Origin of the sequence: Agrobacterium sp. ST15.13.013, assembly GCF_027956525.1 — a bacterium.
Taxonomy (GTDB): Bacteria; Pseudomonadota; Alphaproteobacteria; order Rhizobiales; family Rhizobiaceae; genus Agrobacterium; species Agrobacterium salinitolerans.
The window spans coordinates 138832-159236 of sequence record NZ_JAQKGP010000012.1; the positions used below are offsets into that span (position 1 = coordinate 138832).

At 57.7% G+C, this 20405-nt stretch carries 16 protein-coding genes; 8 read left to right on the forward strand and 8 right to left on the reverse strand.

The window, feature by feature from the left end:
• Window positions 1-131: 131 nt before the first annotated feature.
• Complete coding sequence (locus PL597_RS14275; RefSeq protein ID WP_165225552.1) at window positions 132-863, reverse strand: SDR family oxidoreductase; 732 nt, start codon at window positions 861-863, stop codon at window positions 132-134.
• Window positions 864-935: 72 nt separating this feature from the next.
• Between PL597_RS14275 and PL597_RS14280 the strand changes: the two genes are divergently transcribed.
• The 5 genes from PL597_RS14280 (at window position 936) to PL597_RS14300 (ending at window position 7029) form a co-directional block, all read left to right on the forward strand.
• Window positions 936-1592: a TetR/AcrR family transcriptional regulator gene (locus tag PL597_RS14280; protein ID WP_217005475.1), complete on the forward strand. Its 657-nt coding sequence runs from the start codon at window positions 936-938 to the stop codon at window positions 1590-1592.
• Window positions 1593-1617: 25 nt separating this feature from the next.
• Window positions 1618-2520 (forward strand): LysR family transcriptional regulator, encoded by a 903-nt coding sequence (locus PL597_RS14285; protein WP_254229202.1) that lies wholly within the window; start codon window positions 1618-1620, stop codon window positions 2518-2520.
• Between the two features lie 158 nt (window positions 2521-2678).
• The gene (locus PL597_RS14290; protein ID WP_271365508.1) at window positions 2679-3671 is read left to right on the forward strand and encodes an MBL fold metallo-hydrolase; all 993 of its coding nucleotides are present in this window, start codon (window positions 2679-2681) and stop codon (window positions 3669-3671) included.
• Window positions 3672-4001: 330 nt separating this feature from the next.
• Window positions 4002-5942, forward strand: coding sequence for an acid phosphatase (locus PL597_RS14295; RefSeq protein WP_254229204.1), 1941 nt, complete (start codon window positions 4002-4004; stop codon window positions 5940-5942).
• A gap of 226 nt (window positions 5943-6168) precedes the next feature.
• A complete protein-coding gene (locus tag PL597_RS14300) occupies window positions 6169-7029 on the forward strand; it encodes a MipA/OmpV family protein (RefSeq protein WP_271365511.1) in 861 nt (286 codons plus the stop codon).
• Between the two features lie 204 nt (window positions 7030-7233).
• On the opposite strand, the gene PL597_RS14305 is transcribed toward PL597_RS14300, so the two are convergent.
• Window positions 7234-8121 carry a LysR family transcriptional regulator gene (locus PL597_RS14305; RefSeq protein WP_217005479.1) on the reverse strand — a complete coding sequence of 296 codons (888 nt, stop codon included), beginning with the start codon at window positions 8119-8121 and terminating at the stop codon, window positions 7234-7236.
• A 156-nt stretch (window positions 8122-8277) separates the two neighbouring features.
• Between PL597_RS14305 and PL597_RS14310 the strand changes: the two genes are divergently transcribed.
• A complete protein-coding gene (locus PL597_RS14310; protein ID WP_217005481.1) occupies window positions 8278-9174 on the forward strand; it encodes a DMT family transporter in 897 nt (298 codons plus the stop codon).
• A gap of 152 nt (window positions 9175-9326) precedes the next feature.
• On the opposite strand, the gene PL597_RS14315 is transcribed toward PL597_RS14310, so the two are convergent.
• The gene (locus PL597_RS14315) at window positions 9327-9944 is read right to left on the reverse strand and encodes a methyltransferase family protein (protein ID WP_217005483.1); all 618 of its coding nucleotides are present in this window, start codon (window positions 9942-9944) and stop codon (window positions 9327-9329) included.
• Window positions 9945-10373: 429 nt separating this feature from the next.
• Between PL597_RS14315 and PL597_RS14320 the strand changes: the two genes are divergently transcribed.
• Together PL597_RS14320 and PL597_RS14325 are read left to right on the forward strand one after the other, a co-directional pair.
• On the forward strand, window positions 10374-11297 hold the full coding sequence (locus PL597_RS14320; RefSeq protein ID WP_217005485.1) for a hypothetical protein: 924 nt from the start codon (window positions 10374-10376) through the stop codon (window positions 11295-11297).
• A 152-nt stretch (window positions 11298-11449) separates the two neighbouring features.
• On the forward strand, window positions 11450-12412 hold the full coding sequence (locus PL597_RS14325) for an NAD(P)/FAD-dependent oxidoreductase (protein WP_217005487.1): 963 nt from the start codon (window positions 11450-11452) through the stop codon (window positions 12410-12412).
• 85 nt (window positions 12413-12497) lie between these two features.
• Here the strand turns inward: PL597_RS14325 and PL597_RS14330 are convergent, their stop codons facing one another.
• From PL597_RS14330 to PL597_RS14350, 5 genes are all read right to left on the reverse strand, one after another.
• Window positions 12498-13823: an ATP-binding protein gene (locus tag PL597_RS14330; RefSeq protein ID WP_271365515.1), complete on the reverse strand. Its 1326-nt coding sequence runs from the start codon at window positions 13821-13823 to the stop codon at window positions 12498-12500.
• A gap of 64 nt (window positions 13824-13887) precedes the next feature.
• Complete coding sequence (locus PL597_RS14335) at window positions 13888-14610, reverse strand: response regulator transcription factor (RefSeq protein WP_217005491.1); 723 nt, start codon at window positions 14608-14610, stop codon at window positions 13888-13890.
• A gap of 162 nt (window positions 14611-14772) precedes the next feature.
• The gene (locus PL597_RS14340) at window positions 14773-17835 is read right to left on the reverse strand and encodes an efflux RND transporter permease subunit (RefSeq protein ID WP_217005493.1); all 3063 of its coding nucleotides are present in this window, start codon (window positions 17833-17835) and stop codon (window positions 14773-14775) included.
• Window positions 17832-18971, reverse strand: coding sequence for an efflux RND transporter periplasmic adaptor subunit (locus PL597_RS14345; protein WP_271365517.1), 1140 nt, complete (start codon window positions 18969-18971; stop codon window positions 17832-17834). The genes PL597_RS14340 and PL597_RS14345 overlap by 4 nt, the downstream gene beginning before the upstream one ends.
• Before the next feature lie 377 nt (window positions 18972-19348).
• Complete coding sequence (locus PL597_RS14350; RefSeq protein ID WP_271365518.1) at window positions 19349-20398, reverse strand: Fic family protein; 1050 nt, start codon at window positions 20396-20398, stop codon at window positions 19349-19351.
• Window positions 20399-20405 lie beyond the last annotated feature (7 nt).

The following is a 20405-nucleotide window of genomic DNA, read 5'->3' on the forward strand; positions in this document are numbered from 1 at the left end:
CTGGTTGCCTTCGTCAGGGGCCGATGGAAATGTTCCGTATCCCAGATAATGTCCAATAGAGGACGTTGTTTCCCGAGGTCGGAACAGAGATTTGTTTTGGGCCGGCATTCGCCGGCCCACATGACCCGCCACTACCAGGCGACAGGGCCTTCGGGGGCGACAAACTGGCCTGTAACCGCCTCTTTGCCGAGCAGAGCATATTGGACGGGAAGACGTGCGCCCTCTGCGGGCGTCATGTAGCCTTTGCCGCCTGTCAGGCCCGTCTTGACATAGCCCGGCGCCACTGAGTTAACGACAATTGAGGTGCCCTTCAATTCGGCGGCCAGCTGCACCGTCAGCATGTTCAACGCCGCCTTTGAGGCGTTGTAACCAATGAGCCGGGCCTCATAATAGGGTGAGGTCGGATCACTATTGATGCTGAGCGAGCCCAACGTCGTCGCCAGATTTACAATGCGACCGGCACTCGACTTCAGCAAGAGCGGCAACATCGCCTGGGTGACCGCCAGGGTGCCGAGGAAATTCGTCTCCATCAACCTTCTGGCCGCAGCGACTGTTGCCGCCGACGGAGGGCCGTCTTCAGGGTCGACAATGCCGGCATTGTTGACAAGGATGTCGAGCCTGCCATGCCGGTCCAAAATTGCTTTGGCAGCAACTGGGATCGTCTCTTCTCTGTTGAGGTTCATTTCAATGGCCTCTACAGTCAATCCAGCCTGCGACAGTTCACGCGCAGCCGCCTCACCGCGTGCGACGTCGCGGGCGGCCATCAGCACCGTGACGCCCGCCTCCGCCAACTGTCTTGCAATCTCCAGTCCGATACCTTTGTTCGCGCCTGTAACCAGCGCGATTTTCTTTGTGTCAGTCATCAATTCACCTTTGCATTTGGGAAACATGCAACGCTAAATATATGAAGGATAGTTCGACTTTTGGATTCGCATATGGATGTCTCACCTCCTCGCCACCTGAAAGCCCGCAAACAGCCGCGTCAGGCCCGCTCGGCCTCTACGATCGATGCGATTTTCGAGGCGACTATTCAGGTTTTGATTGCCGAGGGAACGCACCGCCTGACCACCACCCGCGTCGCAGAGCGTGCGGGGGTCTCTGTCGGCACTATGTACCAGTACTTTCCGCACAAGCAGTCCCTGCTCTATGCGCTCAACGAACGCTATTTGGACCGACTGGCGGAGCGGATGGAAGTGACCTGCCTTGCGCACCATGGGAGGATGACAGGCGAGATGGTCGAGGCGCTCATCACTGCCTATTGGGAAGCAAAGACCGAGCGCAGCGATGTCACGCGTGCGCTCTACAGCTCTGCGGTCGAACTGGATAATGAGGCGTTGATTGATGCTTTCGCCAAGCGCATGGATGCCGCGACCAAGGCGATGCTGTTAAGCGCTCCAAATGCTCGCTACACCAATATCAGTCTCGTCAACGTCACGCTTCTTTCCGTCATCTTCGGAACGGTCAGAAACGTCTTCGAACGCAATCTCTCCCCATCGGACCAGAATGCCATTCGTGATGAGTTGAAGCACATGTGTCTCGCCTACCTCGATATGGCAGGCGGCGATATCTATACGCCGATCCAAGCCGCCTGAGGGACCCCTGCTGATGCTTCGAGACATGAGCGACACGCTAGCCTTTGTTGAAGTCGTTGAGCGGGGAAGCTTTACCGCAGCGGCAGAGAGCCTCAGAACCTCCAAGGCGCGGATCAGCAAGAAAGTGCAGGACCTGGAGCAGAGGCTGGGTGTAAAGCTGCTTCACCGAACCACCCGTAACATACGTTTGACGGAGGCGGGATCGATCTATTTCGATCGATGCCGCGATCTCGCGCGCCTTATCGGTGACGCGGAGAGCGCGGTCGAGCAAGTGCATGGCAAACCCTCTGGGTGGTTGAGGGTGACGGCGCCGCATTGGCTGGTCACCAAGGCACTCGCCCCGCTCATGGTCGGGTTTCGCGAAGCCTATCCGGAGGTCAAGCTGCAACTGCTTCTCGACCATGATGTAAAGAACATCGTGCACGAGGATATCGATGTCGCCTGTCGCCTTTGGAACGGCCCTATGCCCGATTCCAACCTTGCAGCGCGTCGCCTGGCCGACTTTCAGACCGGGCTTTACGCGTCTAGGAAATACATTCAACAGCACGGAGTTCCAGAACATCCTTCGCAGTTGAAAGACCATGCCTGCCTCGTGACGCAACTGTTCTATGGCAGGCCTCAGCACTCATGGCCTCTGACAAGGCAGAGCGAGGTCATAGATTTCCCGATCAACCCGGCGGTTGTCGCAACCGACCCGGAGGCATTGTTCGAATTTCTGATCCGGGGACAGGGCATACAGCTCACCAATCCCCACCTCGTCCACACTGCCACAGAGGCGGGCGACCTCGTCCGCATTCTCCCCGAATGGTCCGGACCCAGCGCCACTCTATATGCCGTCCGGGCCGGTGGGCGCGTCCAACCTCTCAAGGTGAGATCTTTCATCGACTATCTGAGTGAGAACATGGAAAACGTGCTGCGGCTGACTTGAGCCGCATATCTGCACGATCCCTCATTGTAACCAAATCGCTGACGGCGCGATCGAGTTTCGGTGCCTAATCGCTCGAACGGCCGCCGCTTACTTTCATCCCGTAATCGCCGCGCGCATCGAACTGGCGCCAAGCGGCGCGAATGGATGAAGGATTTATCATGAACAACGTAACACGACGAAACGTCCTCAAGGGGGCTTCAATGCTGGCCACAGCAGCGGCCATTTCAGGCGCCCCTTCGCTCACTTTCGCGGCTGCACCCAAGCAGCACTTTCAGTCCCCCGGTTTCTACAGGATGGCCCTGGGCGATCTGGAAATCACGGCACTCTCGGATGGCACACTGCCGCTCCCTCTTCCGGAAATGTATCGTGACGTGACCGCAGAGCAAGCCGCTCAACTGCTACGCGCAGCTTACCGTGCCATTCCGACGGACACATCGGTCAATGCCTTCCTCGTCAATGACGGCAAGCGTCTCGTCCTCATCGATGCCGGAAGTGGGAGCTACTTAGGCGCGGAGGCCGGGCACCTATTCGCCAACCTGGAAGCGTCGGGCTACAAGGCCTCCCAGATCGATCATGTCATTCTGACCCATGTCCATACGGATCATTCCGGTGGCCTGGTTCGGGACGGGAAGCTCGTCTTTGAGAACGCAACCCTGCATGTTCCCGCGCGTGAACTTGAATTCTGGCTGAAAACCCCGGCAGAGGCGCGACCGGAAGGCTTGAACCAGCAACTGTTTAAGGAGGCGGAGGAGTGCCTTCGGCCGTATCTTGAGCGGGGTCGGGTGGAAGTGTTCCAGGATGATAAGGAGGTAATTTCGGGTTTCCAATCGATCCTGCGCCCTGGACATACTCCGGGCCACAGCTCCATCGTGGTTGAAAGTGGAGGCAAGAAACTGGTGTTCTGGGGCGATATCACCCATGGCGATATCGTTCAGTTCGAGCAGCCTCAGGTGACCATAGAGTTCGACGTAGATCGGTCTGGGGCTGTGCGATCCCGCCGCAAAGCCTTCGCCGAGGCCATCGCAGAAGGTTATCTCGTCGCCGGCGCGCACATCGCCTTTCCGGGGATCGGCAATGTCCTCAAAGAAGGCGAACACTTCGACTGGATGCCGGTGAACTATTCCGACGGTGAAGCTGGGATGGTCAGGTAAGAGCCTGACGACGCAAACAGGTCGGGCACGCGCCCTCACCTGTTTGACCGCAGAGGGGCTGACGTCTCTCTGCGGTCCTTGCACTGACTTGGCTTAATGTTCGCAACACGGCGTTCTCTTGCCCAAATGCGCGACATTTGCGCTCGGCCAATTGATCGGGACCGAGACAATTCTGTCGTCGGGATGCTGAAGACCGAGCCGGGGAAGCCGTAGCACTCGACTGCCAGGCGGCACCTTGAACCCTCCGACGATGTGACCCGTTTGTAACACAGGCGTCACAGAGCATCCGTAAGTCGGGCCCGCATTCCAGTCAGCTTAGGAAAGATTGACGTGACCCTATTTAAGACACTCATACTGTCGACCGCCCTGCTGGGCGCCCTCACCACACATGCAAGTGCAGCCGATCTGCCGGCCCCTCCTCCCGGATTGGGTCGGACCGATACCGCACCGGTTTTGAACGCTGTCCCCGCCTATGCCGATACGGGAGAAACGAACCAGCGTGGCAAGGCATGCATGGCGACGCTGGAGACGAATGCCGCCGTTCGGCTCCTCTCCGGTTTTCTTGATATCTGGACCCCAAGTACACTCTTCGTCGATGCCGATGTCGAAGCTCCCGCCGATGGTAATTGCGCAGCGATCGCGAAGGCGCCGTGGGACGGCATTCCAGGCAGTGCCACCGATGGCCAAGTCATCGACCAGACAGTCCATGCCCACAACATCGCCTATGTGGTTGAAGCTACGCGCGCGCGCACGACCGAGCAGTCGGTCCAGGCCTACCTGGACGATCGGCGTGGCAAGAACGCCTCGCTCATCGATGGTCTTGGACCATTTGCGAACATTTGGCGCGAAGGCGCCAAACAGGTGACTACGATCACGGAAGTCGCCCCTGATGCCACGACCGTAAAATATGAAGATGAGGGCAACAATCGCGGTGTCGGTAGCAAGGCGGACGCTGAAAAGGGCACGCCTGCCAATCCTAATCTCGGCCTGGCGGTCGATCTTCTCGACGCAGTCGGAGTTGACGCGTCGACGGAACCCGCCAAGCGCTATTTCAAATACGCCCGCCCCTGGCGCTGGAGCACCGATGTAGCGGTCCTGCCGACGCTGGAGCCTGCAAAGAGTGGCACTGCTGCGAAGGATGGTGGTTATCCCAGTGGCCACACGGCCGAGGCGTGGCGAGATGGGCTGACCATGGCTTATCTGGTCCCGGAACGTTTTCAGGAAATGGTAACGCGCGCGGTCGAACTCGGTGACAGTCGCATCATCGCGGGCATGCATTCACCCCTTGACGTCATTAGTGGCCGGATGCTCGGCACGGCAGCCGTGGTCTACAACCTTAACCGACCTGAAAATGCCGAGTTGAAGCAGACCGCCCGCGATCAGTCACGCTCTTGGCTTATGAGCAAGACCGGGGCGGAGAACCCGCTCGATTTGGTTCGCCTGGGCCATGCGAGCTCTGCCGAGGAAGACCGCTTCGCCGACTGGTTGACCAATGCCGCCTACATAACTCCGCGCCTTACCTACGCCTTCAATCCGGTCGGGATGACCGACAAGCCCGCTGTCGTTCCGAAAGGGGCAGAGGTGATCCTCGAAACGAGATTGCCCTATTTGACGGCCGAACAACGGCGTGTCGTCCTCAAGACGACCGCCTTGCCTTCAGGCTTTCCGGTTATGGATGATATAGAAGGTTACGGACGACTGGACTATTTCCGAGCTGCCGATGGGTTCGGTGCATTCGACGGCGATGTTACTGTGACCATGGACCAGAGCCAGGGTGGTTTCCACGAACTGGACACGTGGCGTAACGACATCTCCGGTGAAGGCCGGCTGACGAAGGCCGGTACGGGAACGCTCGCCCTTGCCGGAAAGAACACGTTCTCAGGCGGCACGATCATCGAGGGCGGAGTCTTGCTTGCCGCCTCGCCAGCCGCTCTGGGTACCGGTGACGTCTATCTGGCTGATGGCGTACTCGCGGTCGGACCAGAAGGCCTCAAACTCGGTGCCAGGTTCAGTCAGGAAAGCGATGGGACGCTGGCCGTCACATGGAGCAACGTTGAGAGCAGTGGCCTCGACGTCACCGGGGCGGCTTCGCTCGCTGGCGGGCGACTTGAGGTCGTTTTGGATTCGGCGGCCACATCGTCAAAGGGTTCAGCCATGACCGTGATCCGGGCCGACGCAATTGCCGGGAGGTTCGACTCGGTCACACTTGATGGGCAAATTGCCCAAGTCAGCTACAACGAAAACACTGTCGTTGTTTTCGTGCCCAACTGAGCAAGACACGGTAAGGGCCACGCTAGAGTGGCCCTTATTCCTCACATTGTAGAGGACCCCAATGTACATGCGTCGAACCAGAGGTATCGACCGCGAGGAGGCTCCACCGAAACAAACCGTAACATAACGACATGCCCGACACGGGCCGTTCGTGGGATGGAGTCGGTGTATGCACGGTCCAAAGGCGACTGCCGGCGACCCCCCGTGCCAATCCACCGGAGCACTCATGTCTTATCTGAAAAAAATCAATCGACGTTCTCGTTCAAACGTCCTCGTTCCAGGCATGCTGGGGGTCATTCTCGCCGTGGTCGGCACTGGCTCGATCACCCGGGCCGCAGATGATGTCTCAGCAGAGCCCGCCCCAGAACCGCCCTTCGATTCGGAGCGCTTCGACGGTGGGACAGACAGAAACTGGAGCCTGATCATCGGCGCCGGAGGCAGCTTTGAACCGGAATACGAGGGAAGCAAGGATTTCAAGCCGAGTCCATTGCCAGTATTCTTGTTCACCTATGGCGAGTGGCTTGAGATCGACCCCACCGGTGTCTCTATCACCGCATTCGAACACCAAGGGTTCGAGCTTGCCGCACGGGTCGGCTACGAAAGCGGCCGAGACGAAGATGATGGCGACCGTCTCCGTGGACTTGGAGAAATCGACTTTGCCGCAACCGTCGGAGGCAAGGCGTCATATTCGTGGAACGGCCTCGAACTCTATGGAACCATCGACCAGACGATTGACGGAAGCGAAAGTCTGATCGGTACGATAGGCGCTGAATACAAGGCTCCCGTCACCGAACGTCTGATCCTCGGCGCTGGCGTCGAGGCGGTTATCGCAAACGACAAGCATATGGCAGCGTATTTCGGCGTCAATGCGGATCAGTCTGCTAAATCGGGACTTGCGGAGTATGAAGCGAAAGCGGGTCTTAAGCGCGTGGATGTCTCGGCCTCCGCGACGTACCTGTTGACCGAGAATTGGCTGGTAAAGGGGGAAGCCGGGGTCGGATTTCTCACAGGTGACGCAGCCGATAGTCCAATCGTTGAGGAAAAGGTGCAGCCATCGGTGTCGCTTTTTGTGGGCTACAAGTTCTAAGTCCGCCCAACTCTAAACAGAAGCCGGGTTGCCTGCCCGGCTTCAATTCCTTGTGACAGCCATCGCCCTTCATTGGCGGGACGACCGTCTGCGGCAAAACGATACTGCGGTCGGCATTTGCCTCGTATCCGGACCGAACGGCGCATCTCGCGGCACGGTCTCAGGTCGCAGGCGGCACGGCTCCACCTTCGAAGCCTGCTCAGGTCAGCCAGTCAGGGCCAAGCCACCCTGCCGATCGATTTCCCTCCTTATCTCGACGATAAGACTATCGAGAGCCGGATTTCGCGACCTGCGTGCCCTGCGAAGAACGTAAGCCAGGGATGGAGGTTTGGGCAAATGCTCCGTCATGACCTGCATTTTGCCATGCACATGGCGGTCGCTCAGTAACGCGACCCCCATTCCAGCGTTGACGGCCGACACGATGCCTGCAGCGCTCGAACATTCAAATACCGTTTCGAGAAGCGCCTCATCCCGGCCGAGGTCAAATGCCCATTGTCGGTAAAAGCACTCGCCATGGAACGACAGAAAGGGAACTGGTGCATCCGGCCGGATCGTCAGCTCCGGATGTTTCACCCAGTGAAGGGTCTCCTTGTAAAGGATGACATCCGTTGGGCGTACTTCATGGTCGAAGATCTGCACCATGGCGGCGTCCAACTCACCGCGTTCCAGCATGCCGCGGAGGTTCATACTCATATGCACCTTTGTCCGGACGGAGACGTTCGGGTGGAGGCGCCCGAAACGGCCAAGGATGCGCGCAAGGTCGCTACAGGCCGTGTCTTCGGTCAGACCGAGCAGAAGTCTTCCGGCGAGCGGCGTCTTTGACAGGCTCAGCAACGCCTCATCGTGAAGTGCAAGGATTCGGCCAGCATAGTCCAGGAGTTCCTGGCCAGCGGGGGTGAACATGGAAGCGCCCGCCTTGCGGCCCAGCAACTCACAGTCAAGGCTCAGCTCCAGGCGCCGGATCTTATGACTGACCGCGGATTGCGAAAGCCCCAAGGCAGACGCTGCCTTGGTGACACCCCCATGATGCTTGATTGCGCACAAGGCCCTTAGCGCATCAATTTCGAGGCGGCGACTGTTCAACTCGATCATTGTCCCATCCATCTTGGCTGTGGCCCGTCTCAATACCACAGGCGATTGCGATCATGACAGTGGTCGGGAGATTGTCATGCAGCCATCGATATTTGTCATGAGCTTCCGTGCCCCCTTGCCGCTAGCGATGATGGCGGTTCACCTGATCGAGGCACCATGACAGATCCTGCCGGAAGCGCCACGACTGCGCGACACCACCCAATGCTATGGCCAGTGCTTGCCACGCTTTTGATCATCGGATGGAGCTCTGGCTTCGTCGGAATCCGCTATGCCAGTCAGGAGGCGAGCGTCATGCTTCTACTCTTCTGGCGCACATTGATTTCAGGAATGATCCTTCTGCCTTTCGCCCTGGCTATCGGGCCGAGGATCTCGCGCGATGCGCTAAAAGGTCAGGCGCTTTTCGGCATCATGTCGGTCTTCCTTTACCTTGGAGGCTTCGCGCTTGCCATCGAGCAGAAGGTGCCAACCGGGTTGGTGGCCCTGATTGCCGACCTTCTTCCGCTCGCCATTGCTGCCCTTTCACACCCGGTACTCGGCGAACGGCTGACCGCGCGGCAATGGCAGGGCACGGCGATTGCAGTTGCCGGCGTGTTGATTGTGTCCTTGGACAGTCTGAGCTTCGGAACCGCCCCGGCTTGGGCTTATGGACTGACGATCGCGTCCATGATCATCTTCGCAGGCGCCTCCGTTCTCTACAGAAGACGCAAGACACCGCATATGCCCGTCCACCAGAGCCTTTGCATACACATGCTGACGGGTTCCGTGCTCTTTGGCCTTTGCGCTTGGACACAAGGCAGTCTTGTCCCTCCGATCAGCTCAGAATTCGCCATCGGAATGGCGTGGTTGGTGTTGATCGCGACCTACCTCGCCTATGCGGTCTACTATACCAGTCTGCGGCTCTTTCCCGCCGCCAAGGTCAGTGCCGCGATCTACCTCAGCCCGCCTGTCACCATGCTATGGGCCTGGATGCTCTTTTCCGAGCCTTTGACCTTAACGATGCTCACCGGGCTGGCAGTGACATTGGTTGGCGTATGGATGACGTCCCAGGACTGAGGAATGACCGAGAGACACTTCTTAACGCTCGCCGCAAGACGAGCGTGGCGTGCCGCACAATCAGGTCGAGTCAACGGCCAAACTTCTTCAATGCCCCACGGCCAGCCGTCGAACCAGTTGCGCAGGTCCTTTTGCTGCAAGAATGCGGGCCCTCAAAACGGCAAGGTTACGACCACCGGCAATAGACCAGTTTCCTGTCCGACCTTCAGCAATTCAATCCCGATCCAAGCCAGGATGAAGACGACCCCATCTCTCAAGCTTGCCAATGCCCGTCCAGAGCTTAGCGGCAGAGTATCGCTCTCACGCCAAAGAGAAAAATCTGGCCAGAATCGCGGGACGGCCTGCCTGTATGCATGGAAGCGGTGACCGTAACGGCTGGAGAGATAAGTTTCTTCGCCGCGTATTGCCATCTCAAAGGCGAGATACGCACAAAGGACGAAGGCTGTCATCGATATCAGGCTGCCGGTTAGGAGGCCAACACCGGTGATACCTGTAAGGCTGAAGACGTAAAGGGGATTGCGGGTGATCGAATACGGACCGTAGGTGACGAGCTCAGAGTTCTTCCGCCCTCCAATGTAAAGCAGCACCCAGGCCCTGCCCGCTATCGCGACGAAGATCGCGGTAATGCCCCAAATCTCGAAGAACGGGCTCAAAAGCGGCAACGGCGGAGGTGCGGCTGTAACTGCCATGACACCGAATCCTATGGCGGCTGCGACGCGAAGAGCATTGATGCGATAGTGCTGAAGGAAGGGAGGTTGAACATCGTTCATGGCGAGACCTAGAGAATGGGAAAGGAATGCTCACCTCTCATTTCCATCGGCAGTTCGGCGTGACGATATGTTGCCCCATGTTACGTCATGCTGAGAAAAATGACGGGCTTGCCGTGCTGAGCAAAATCGCCGCCGCGCGGGTTGAGCATACGTGTACCGCTCCTGGAAGACATAATCGGGAAAATGCGATGGCCAACCGGCCCGTACACCATCGACCTGACACAGTGGACGAACTGTGTCCCCACCCTCAAGCGCCTTCGCGCCGGCCCGCTGGAGAAGTCCTGGCAGATGAAATCGCACGCGGACTGCGGTTGCCGGGGACCTGCTGACTGAAGCCGGGACAACACGCCGCAACACTTCTTCACAAGTCACAACGCCAGTTCAGCCCTGCCGAACCTATGAATGAAGCAGTTCAACAGGAGCCGCGTCATGGTAGCGATCATCTGCATGAAATGGGGACAGGCGTTCACCGCCCACCACGTCAACACGCTGTTTGCCAGCGTTCTAAGGAATATGGAGGAGCCCTTCACGTTTGTCTGCCTGACAGATGATGACGGCGACCTCGCAAATGGCATCCTGGCATTGCCCATCCCGGATCTCGGGCTCCCAGAACAAGCATGGAAACGGGGATGCTGGCCCAAGCTCGCGGTGTTTGCGCCTCATCTTTTCCCGCATGAGGATGTCGTCCTATTTCTCGATCTCGACATCATGGTTCTGCGCCCCCTTGCGCCATTCATTGCCGTGGTACGTGCGCGTCAGCACCTTGTCTTGCAAAGAGAATGGAACCCCGCCCTCTGGAGCCTTCTCCCGCAATGGCTCCGACCCGATCGCGGTGGTCAATCTTCCGTCTTCGGCTTTTGCCCATACAATGTTGCCCGGATCTATGAGCAGGTTGTGGCGAATGCCGGGACCATGTCGAGCAACTTCAAGAATGACCAGACCTACTTGTCTGAAACCGTGGCCGATCAAAGCTACTGGCCGAGTGGTTTCTGTGTCAGTTTCAAGCGAAGCTGTGTCAGGCTTTTCCCGTTCAATCTCCTGCTCACGAAAGTTCGACTTCCCGGCCAGGCCAAGATTGTTGTCTTTCACGGAACGCCTCGCCCTTGGGAGACGGTTGTCGAACCTGCTAAGCGCTGGGGAACAAAATGGCGCTTCGGGAGAGGTCCAGTTGCTTGGATCGTCAGCTATTTCGCCCAGGCAGACGTCATGTTGAAAGCTCTCGAAACCAGTGGCTCGCAAGTCATGACTAGGCGTCGATGGAGCGCGGGCAGTCGCGCATCGAGCAGAAGCAATGCGATCATCTATTTGCCGGGACCAGAGGCGAACCCGTCTCCGTGTGACCCCGCTGCATAAGCACTCCCATGTCGTAGGGCGCTTAAGCCCGATGGCAAATACCCATCTGCGACCGTGCAGCCCGATAGCTCAAGCAGGTATTGGGCGGCATGCTCGCTCGCCCACCGCAGCTGTGGACGACAATCCCGTTGATTCGAGCAATGGAGCTTTCCATGCAGTATGATGCAATAATTGTCGGCGGCAGCTTCGCCGGGCTGACCGCAGCCAAATATCTGGCCCGTGCGCGCAGACAGGTCTGCGTCCTGGATCTCGGGGATCCCCGCCATCGCTTTTCTGCACAGCCGACAGGTTCGTCGAGGCGGTACGATGACGATCCACACAGTGTCCTGCAATCCATGTGGGACGAAGTCGCGACCTATCCTACTGTCACGCTGCTTGCTGAAGCGGCCGTCAGCGTCCAGGCCCAACTGGGGGATTTTGTTGTCACGAACTGGTCTGGCGAGCACATTGCCGGAAGACGGTTGCTCCTTGCATTTGGCGTCTCCGACATCTTGCCAGACATACCGGGTCTCTCAGAACGTTGGGGTGTATCGGTTCTTCCATGCCCACACTTTCATGGTTTCGAATACGGTCGGAAACCAGTCGGCGTCTTGAACGCCTCTCCACAGTCTCCTCAACAAGCGATGCTCTTGTCGGAATGGTGCCCGACAACCTTCTACCTCGATGGCGGCGAATGCGACGTGTCGATGAGAGAGACCCTTGAAAGCCTCAAGGTCCGTATTGAAGCGGCGCCGGTAAAACGCTTGGCTGGAGTTGGATGCAACCTTGCGCGCATCTACCTTGCGGACAACCAGATTCAGCCCCTCGACACCCTGTTTCTCACTCCGTGCCACCAACTCAACAGCCCGATTGCCGAAGAACTGGGATGCGCGATCGACACCGGCCCACTCGGTCAGACCATCGCAGTCAACGCCCAGCAGATGACCAGCATTCGCCATGTCTATGCTGCGGGCGATATCTGCAGACAAACCGCAAACATCACCCTTGCCTGCGCAGACGGTATGAAAGCCGCGATGGCGATCCACCACTCGCTAGCATTCGATAGGGATAATATAGAGCAACGTGACCGATCGAACGGCGGGTTCCACGCGGGATACGTTAACCTCCTCCGATAGGAGGCCCCGTCTTTCCTGTGACGATGCACTGTCTGCCTTAAAATTCGGCTCCGGCGAAGGTACTATAACCACCGCCGGTCACGTCTCATTTAAAGGGCAGTTCCAGACGAACACGCAGGCCCTGGGGCAGGCAATCAAGTAGATCAAGACGACCACCATAGGCCTGAACGATCTCTGCCACGATCGACAAACCAAGCCCGAAACCGTCATTGGGTCCAGTTCGAGCCGCATCGGCCTTGAAGAAGGGCTCCAGTATCCTTTGCTTGTCTGTCGCCGAAACGCCCGGACCGTCGTCAGATATGTCGATAGTCACGCCATTGCTACTCTGGCGCAGCTCGACCAGAACCGACTGGCCAAATTTGGTGGCGTTGTCACAGAGGTTTGTGATTGCTCTTGCCATAGCAAGGGGCGGGCAATGGACAATGAGCCGGTTCGGCCCTCGATATTCGACATTGGAGCCGATATCGGCGAATTCGGTGCACACGGTTTTCACGAGGCTGGCCAGATCCGTGCGCTCGGTCGCCTCCCTGCGATGGTTATCACGCAGGTAGTCGAGACTTTCCGTCAATAGCCTATTGAGACGGTCTATATCAGAAAGCATCGCATCGCGGGAACTCCCATCGCTAAGCCTTTCAGCCCGCATCCGCAGCCGTGTGAGGGGAGTTCGCAGGTCATGGCTGATCCCTCTCAACATCCTGGTACGCGATTCAATCATCACGGATATCCGGTTGCGCATGTTATTCAAAGCTCTCGCCACAACGATGATCTCGCGGCTCCCCCGCTCCTCGAAAATCGGGGCCTCGTTGTTGAGGTCGGCGTTTATTGCCGCATGAGAGATACGCCGAAGCGGTAGCATGATGGACCAGATGGCGAACGAGCAGAAGAGGAAGACCAGCGTCAGAATTGCCACGACATAGTAAGTTCCCTGACCGATAAAATCGCTGATGAACAAAATGTCGTTTGTTGCGACGGTCGAGACCAGCATTGAGGCGTCATCAATCTGCGTGGCGACGATCCGCCTGTCTCCGAGAAAGGTGCGCCAACCGTCAAGAGGAACAATCCAATCGTCCGGAGGGAAAAGCCATTCGATGATCCTGTCGGAAAGGTGCTCCTTGGACGATGAAAATGCAAATTGGGCCCTTAAAGAGAGCGGCTCGATTGTAGCGTCCCAGCCTGAACGCTGAGTAGCGGCGATGATAGTCTCGCGCTCGTCTGGCGTGGCGCTTTTCAAGACGATAGCGAAGGCATGTAGCCGATCCGCGAGTTGCTCGATATCCGGCGTTTCGTAGTCGTCCCGGAGCCAGCGTTCAACGATCGGCCCAGCGGTCACGACTATCAGCAGTGCCAGCACCACGATTACAACAATCTGCGCAAAGATCGTCTTAGGCGTGACCAAGAAAGGCAGCTTCATGAGACCTCCATCGAGCGTTGTCGTCGCGCCGGGCCCAAAACACCGCTATATCCTTTTTTGCGGCTCATACCTCTTCGACCGAGGCCGTGAACGTGTAGCCTCCCAACCGAACGGTCTGCAACAACAATGGCTCGCGGGGGTCGCTCTCGATCTTCTGGCGCAGGCGGCTGATATGGACATCGATGCTGCGCTCTATCGGTCCGGCGAGACCAGAGTGGGTCAAGGACAACAACTCCTCGCGGGTGATCACTCGACCCGGATTCCGGCAGAAAGCCAGAAGCAAATCAAACTCCGTGGTCGTGAGTGCGACCCGGGCATTTGTGGGATCATGGAGTTGGCGACGCATTGGATCGATCTGCCAGCCATCAAAGCGCAACCTGCGCTGTCCGGTTGTAGATACGAGACCATAGGAGGCGCGTCTGAGTAGGCTGCGCACACGAGCGACAACTTCTCTCGGACTGAACGGTTTGGTGACATAGTCGTCGGCGCCCACTTCGAGCCCGACAATCCTGTCGACTTCTTCGCCCAGCGCCGTCAGCAGAATGATCGGTATCGTCTTCTCGGCACGGATTTTTCGGCAGAGCGTCAGGCCATCTTCGCCGGGTAGCATCACATCAAGAATGATGAGGTCAAATGTATTGCTTCGTAGAAGCGACTGCATGACATGACCGTCCTCCGCAATCGTCGGGGTCATGCCATTCTCCCGCATCGTCATTGCAAGGAGCTTGCCGATGTCGGGATCGTCTTCCACGATCAATACCTGAACATTTGCCGCTGATGGCTGCATGTTTTAGTCCCTCTTGCCCTTGCCTAGAGCATGCATTCGGGGCGCGTTCCTCATATTTCGATTTGTTACATTTTGTTGCGAACCTTGCCAGTGAAGAAGGTCGGACCACGCAGGCCCGACCCCTCTCAGCTTGCGTCGCCGGCCACCGGCGACTCTATGCCCTTAAGCTTCCGCCGACTGGAGGAACGGCCTGCAGCTACGGGCAATGCGATCGCCCAAGTTCGAGACGATGAGATGGAGGGAGGGAATGACAATCAGCGACAACAGTGTGGATACGAGCAAACCGCCAATGACCGCAATCGCCATCGGAGAGCGAAACTCTCCGCCATCGCCCACGCCGAAAGCCGACGGCACCATCCCGCCTGCCATTGCCAGCGTCGTCATGATGATAGGTCTCACTCTTTCACTGCAAGCTTCGATGATAGCCTCGAACCTTGGCAGGCCGTGAGCTTCACGCTCAATGGCAAAATCCAGGAGCATGATCGCATTCTTTGTCACGATCCCCATCAGCATCAAGATGCCGATGACAACGGGCAAGGACATGGCATTGCCGCTGACGAGCAGTCCGGCAGCCACGCCACCAATTGAAAGTGGAAGTGATGCAAGGATAGTCCAAGGCGCCAGCAAGCTGCCAAACAACAGGATCAGGACGACCAGGACGAGCATGATCCCCGAGCCCATGGCGACGGCAAAGCTCTCGAAGACACTGCCTTCCGTGTCAGAATCCCCAGTGGCCTGGATGCGCACGCCATCCGGTAGATCCGTCACGCTCCGAAGTTTCAGCAGCCGCTCCATCCCCTGCCCAGATGTCATGCCAGCGGCCATATCCGCGCCGATTTCCACGAGGCGACTGCGATCTGAACGTTCGATGGCGGAAACGGTCTCGTCAAAACTGACGTCCACGACCGCCGTCAGCGGGATGCGCGTTCCATCAGACCGCGCGACTGTCAACAATTCCAATCTACGGAGATCATCTCGAGATTTGGCATCAAGTACAGTGCGGATAGGGATCTGTCGGGCTCCGTCGAGCATGCTCGGCAAACGGCTGTCGCTATCTCCGACGGTCGACACTCTGATCAGATCGGCAATATCCGCAGGCGACAGCCCGAGCATGGCCGACTTGTCGGTCTGGACCTTGAAACGGAGTTCGGGTCGCATCGCTGCATTCTCTGCTGCGGGGGAAATGAAGGTTGGATCCGTTGCCATTTCGTTGACGATGCGGTTCGCTGCCTCCTGTACCTTGCTACCGTCGGTCCCGAGTACGGCAAAGGACATATCACGCCCGCCGCCGCTGTTCAGAAAGCGCAGCTTGGTATCCGCGATCGAGGCGAGACTATTTTCCATATCGGCTTCGATCTCAAAGGATGACCGGGAACGCGCCGACTTGTGCGTGAGATCAATCAGCACAGTGGCAAAGCGAACGTCCTGCTGACCCGACATGCTGGAACCGGCCTGGACGAATACGCCTTCGACCTCCTCAAATTTGCCTATCCGCCGAGAAACTTCATCGGCGACTTCGCGGGTTTCCTTAAGAGCTGAACCCGGAGGCAGCTCGATCGTCAACGTCAGCTGGCCCGTATCCTCTTCCGGCAGGAAGGCAGTTGGAACCGACATCAGCGCCATCATGGCAAGGGCAAAGGATGCTATTGCCGCTCCGACGGTGATCCATCGCCAGCGCAGGCTGAACCGCAACAGGCGTTCGTAGGCGGTGATAAAACGTCCTTTGGGTGCCTCTACCGGAGGACTGCCTGTCATGAAATAGGCCGCCAGGATAGGCGTAATCAGGCGGGCGACGAGCAGAGAGAAGAAGACGGCAATGGCGACGGTCAGGCCGAACTCACGGAAATACAGACCAACGACGCCGCTCATCATTCCGACCGGCGCGAAAACGGCGATGATCGTGGCCGAGATCGCGATGACGGCTAGCCCGATCTCGTCTGATGCGTCCAGAGCAGCTCGATAGGCTGACTTACCCATGTTGCGGTGACGAACGACGTTTTCGATCTCGACGATGGCGTCATCGACCAGAATTCCGGTCACCAACGTGATGGCAAGTAGGCTCAGGATGTTGAGAGAAAACCCGAGAAACTCCAGAGCGAAAAAGGTAGGAATAATGGAAAGTGGCAGCGCAACCGCAGCCACCACAGTCGCGCGCCAATCCCTTAAGAACAGGAAGACGACGATGATGGAAAGGATCGCCCCTTCCACGAGGGTATGCATCGCAGAGCTGTAGTTACCGGCAGTATAAGCGACATTGTCGCTTACGAGACGGAAGCTGACTTTCGCGTGGGCCGAGCCGAGTTCAAGCACTGCATCCGCTACGGTTGCCGCGACGGAAACGTCACTGGCTCCTTGAGTACGATAAACGGAAAAACCGACGACGTCCTTGCCGTCCAGCGTCGCAAAGGATCTGGGCTCTGCAATGGTGTCCTGAACCCTGCCCAAGTCGATGAGACGGACAGAGGCGCTAGAGGACAGGGCAATGCGCTGATCTGCCAGGTCCGCGGCGGTCCTGGCCGCAGCCATCGTGGTCAGCGCCTGCTCGCGCCCACTGATATCACTTCGACCGCCTGAAGCATCGACCTGCGTTCTGACAAGTGCGTCGTTGACGGTGTTTGCGGACAAGGAAAAGGCGTGAAGCCTGTCGGCATCGAGTTCAATACGGATTTCGCGATCGGCGCCTCCGACACGCTCGATGCGGCCGACCCCCGGTAATCCCTGCAGCTGTCTTGCGACGATGTCATCGACGAACCAAGAGAGTTCAGCGACTGTCATGTCATGGCTGGCGACTGCGTAGGTCACCACAGACTGCCCCTCCTCCTCGACCCGTTCGGTGACGGGTTCGTCGATTGACGGCGGCAGATCGGAACGAATCTTGGCTAGGGCGTCACGCACATCCACCATCGCCCTGTCGGGTGTCACCTCGCCGACCTCGAACTCGACCGAAGTCACCGAGCGACCTTGGCTGATTGTGGACTTGAGCTCTTTCAATTCCGGCAGGGACGCAACCGCATCCTCGACTAGCCGGGTAACTTCGGTTTCCAATTCAGTCGGTGTCGCCCCGGACTGTTCTATGGTGACCTTGACGAGGGGGGTAATGATGGTCGGGAAATAGGTGACCGGCAGGCGCGAGAAGCTGTAGAGCCCCACGATCGTCAGGATGAAAAACAAGAGGATTGATGGCAATGGCTTGCGGATTGCCCAGGCGGATAAGTTGGCGTTCATCTACGAATTCCCTCACCAGCATCGGCCGGCAGCAGAGCCTCGGATAGCTCGCGCTGCGTAGTGACCTCAGCAGAAGCAAGGTCGGGGATAGGGATGACGCGGTCCCGATCCCTGAGAAAACCGCCAGCCTTTAAGACGACCATCTCGCCATCTCCGACACCCTCGAGGATTTCCACCAGGTTGTCGCGCTGCCCGCCCACTTTGACATTTCTCACCGAAACAAGATCATTGTTGACGACGTAGACGCTGTTGACGCCTTCCGCGCTTTTGACCGCCGTTCCCGGCAACAGAATATTGGACCGTTCGGCGGTATCGACCTCGCCGTGGGCATATGCGCCTGGGATGAGTGGGACAGCACCATCAAGTTCGATCCGGATAGAACCGCTCCTCGTCTTCGGATCCAGCCGGGCAGCGCTCAATCGCACAGTTCCGGATACAGGAGTTTCAAAACCGGGCACTGCAATCTTGGCAGTCATGCCTTCCTTAAGGCGAACGAAACTAGCATCGGTCACCTCCGCGACGAACTCGATCACGCCGTCGCGCGCGATAGTGAATAGGGGCTCGCCCGAACTGGACGTCAGGGCCCCGATTGTGGCGCTACGTTCGAGAAGAGAACCGGCAGCCGGCGCCCGTACTGTGCATCGCTCCAGCGTCAATTCGATTTCGCGGCGTTCGCTGGCAATCAACTGTTCGTCCGCTTCTGCCAGAGCCAGGGACGACCGCGCGAGTTCCAACTCCGCAATTGCGCGATCATAGGCGTTTTGATGCTCTTCCAGAGTTTGATCCGATACGGCCCCCTTGGGCCGAAGGGAACGGCTTCGCTCGAGCCTCTTCAAGGCTTCACGTTCGCTCACCAGAGCGATATCGACCTTGCTCCTCTCTGCAGCGATTGCGACTTTCGCGCGCTGCATGCTTACCGTGTTCTTGTCCAGTGCTAACCGGGTCTCCTGGGAGTCAAGAAGCGCCAAGGGTTCTCCAGCCTCTACCCGTTCGCCGACCTCGATGAGGATTTCGGTAATCTCTCGTCCCTCGACAAACGGATGAACCTGGATCTCCTCACGGGCGGCCAGCGTACCGACTAAGGCAATTTGCTCCGTGACAAGCCCTTGGCGGGCAACGACAACCGTCACGGGCATCTGATCCGCCGCTCCGACTGGCATACCGCTAATTGTAAGACCAACACAGCCCGCAAGAGCGAAACTGATACTACGCCAAGCCGCAGGCCGGGCCGGCGATGCTTTCCCATGCATGATACAACCTCATCGTTGGCTGCGGATAATCATGAGCCGCAGACGACCTCGAAGATCGGACACTAGCGATCAGGTCACCCAATGGGGTTTCATCATGTTACCGTATGTTGCGAGACGCGGATGCAGCCGGGATAGCCCCCAGAAGAAACACCCATCAACAAGGAAAGCCTCTAGCATCGCGTCAATTGCGCAGAATCCGGCCGTAGCCTCGCCTTGAGCGGATTCGAACAGCCGTTCACCTTGTTCATTTGCCTTGCGGCAATTTATTTTTGTAGTGACAGCGAGTACCGGGTATGCCGACGTTCGCCCGTACGCGTCAGTGCACCCATCTCCACGAGCTGCTGAAGGTCGCGTGTTGCTGTAGCGCGCGATGTGTCTGTGATCGAAATGTAGTTTTCGGCACTTAGCCCCCCCTTGAAGCCTGCCGTGCCTTCCTTGAAGATGCGCGCGACCACCTTTTCCTGCCGCTCGTTCAGTCGGTCTCTAAAACGGTCGTAGAATTTTGCTTTCTGAATGAAGAAATCTATGCGCTCAAGCGTTGCGCGTTGAGCATCCAGGATCGTCTCTGAAAAGAAAATGATCCAGTCGGTGATATCAAGCGTGCGCTGGTTCCGCTCAAGCTCTGAGTAGTATGCTTTCCGGCTCTTCTCGATTGTGAAGGCGAGAGAAATGAGACTTGGCTGCCCTATGTTTTGGGCCAGGGATTTCTCAGCGAGCGCGCGCCCAACTCGGCCGTTGCCATCCTCAAATGGATGGATGCTTTCAAAATAAAGATGGCCTATTGCTGCGCGTGTCAGAGCTTGAAGCGACGTTTGCCCAACTGGCCCGGATTGATTGAACCAAGCGATGAAAGTTTCCATCTCATCGGTAACCTGGTGAGACGGTGGAGCTTCGAAATGGATTGTCGGCTTATCCAATCGACCTGACACGATCTGCATGGCGTCTTCATGCGTGCGGTAGGCACCAACCGTTTCAATATATCGGTTTCCAGCCATCAGCATTGAATGCCAGTGAAACAAACCCTTATGATGCAGCGGCTTGTGCCAGCTTCGATAGACGTCCGCCATCATCTCGGCGATCCCCCGCTCTTGGGGGCGAACCTGTCTATCATCAGTGTCCAGTCCGAACTGCCGACGCAGTGATGATTGGACACTCATGCGGTCCAAAAATTCACCCTCAATCTCTGAGGTCTTGATCGCTTCGTCACTCAGTAATTCAATGCGAAGTTGGTTGCTGTCATCATCGTTGAAATGCCGGACAGCACCGATAACCTCGCCGGCGGATTGCAAAAACCTCTGCTCCAACGTACGCATCCGAGTA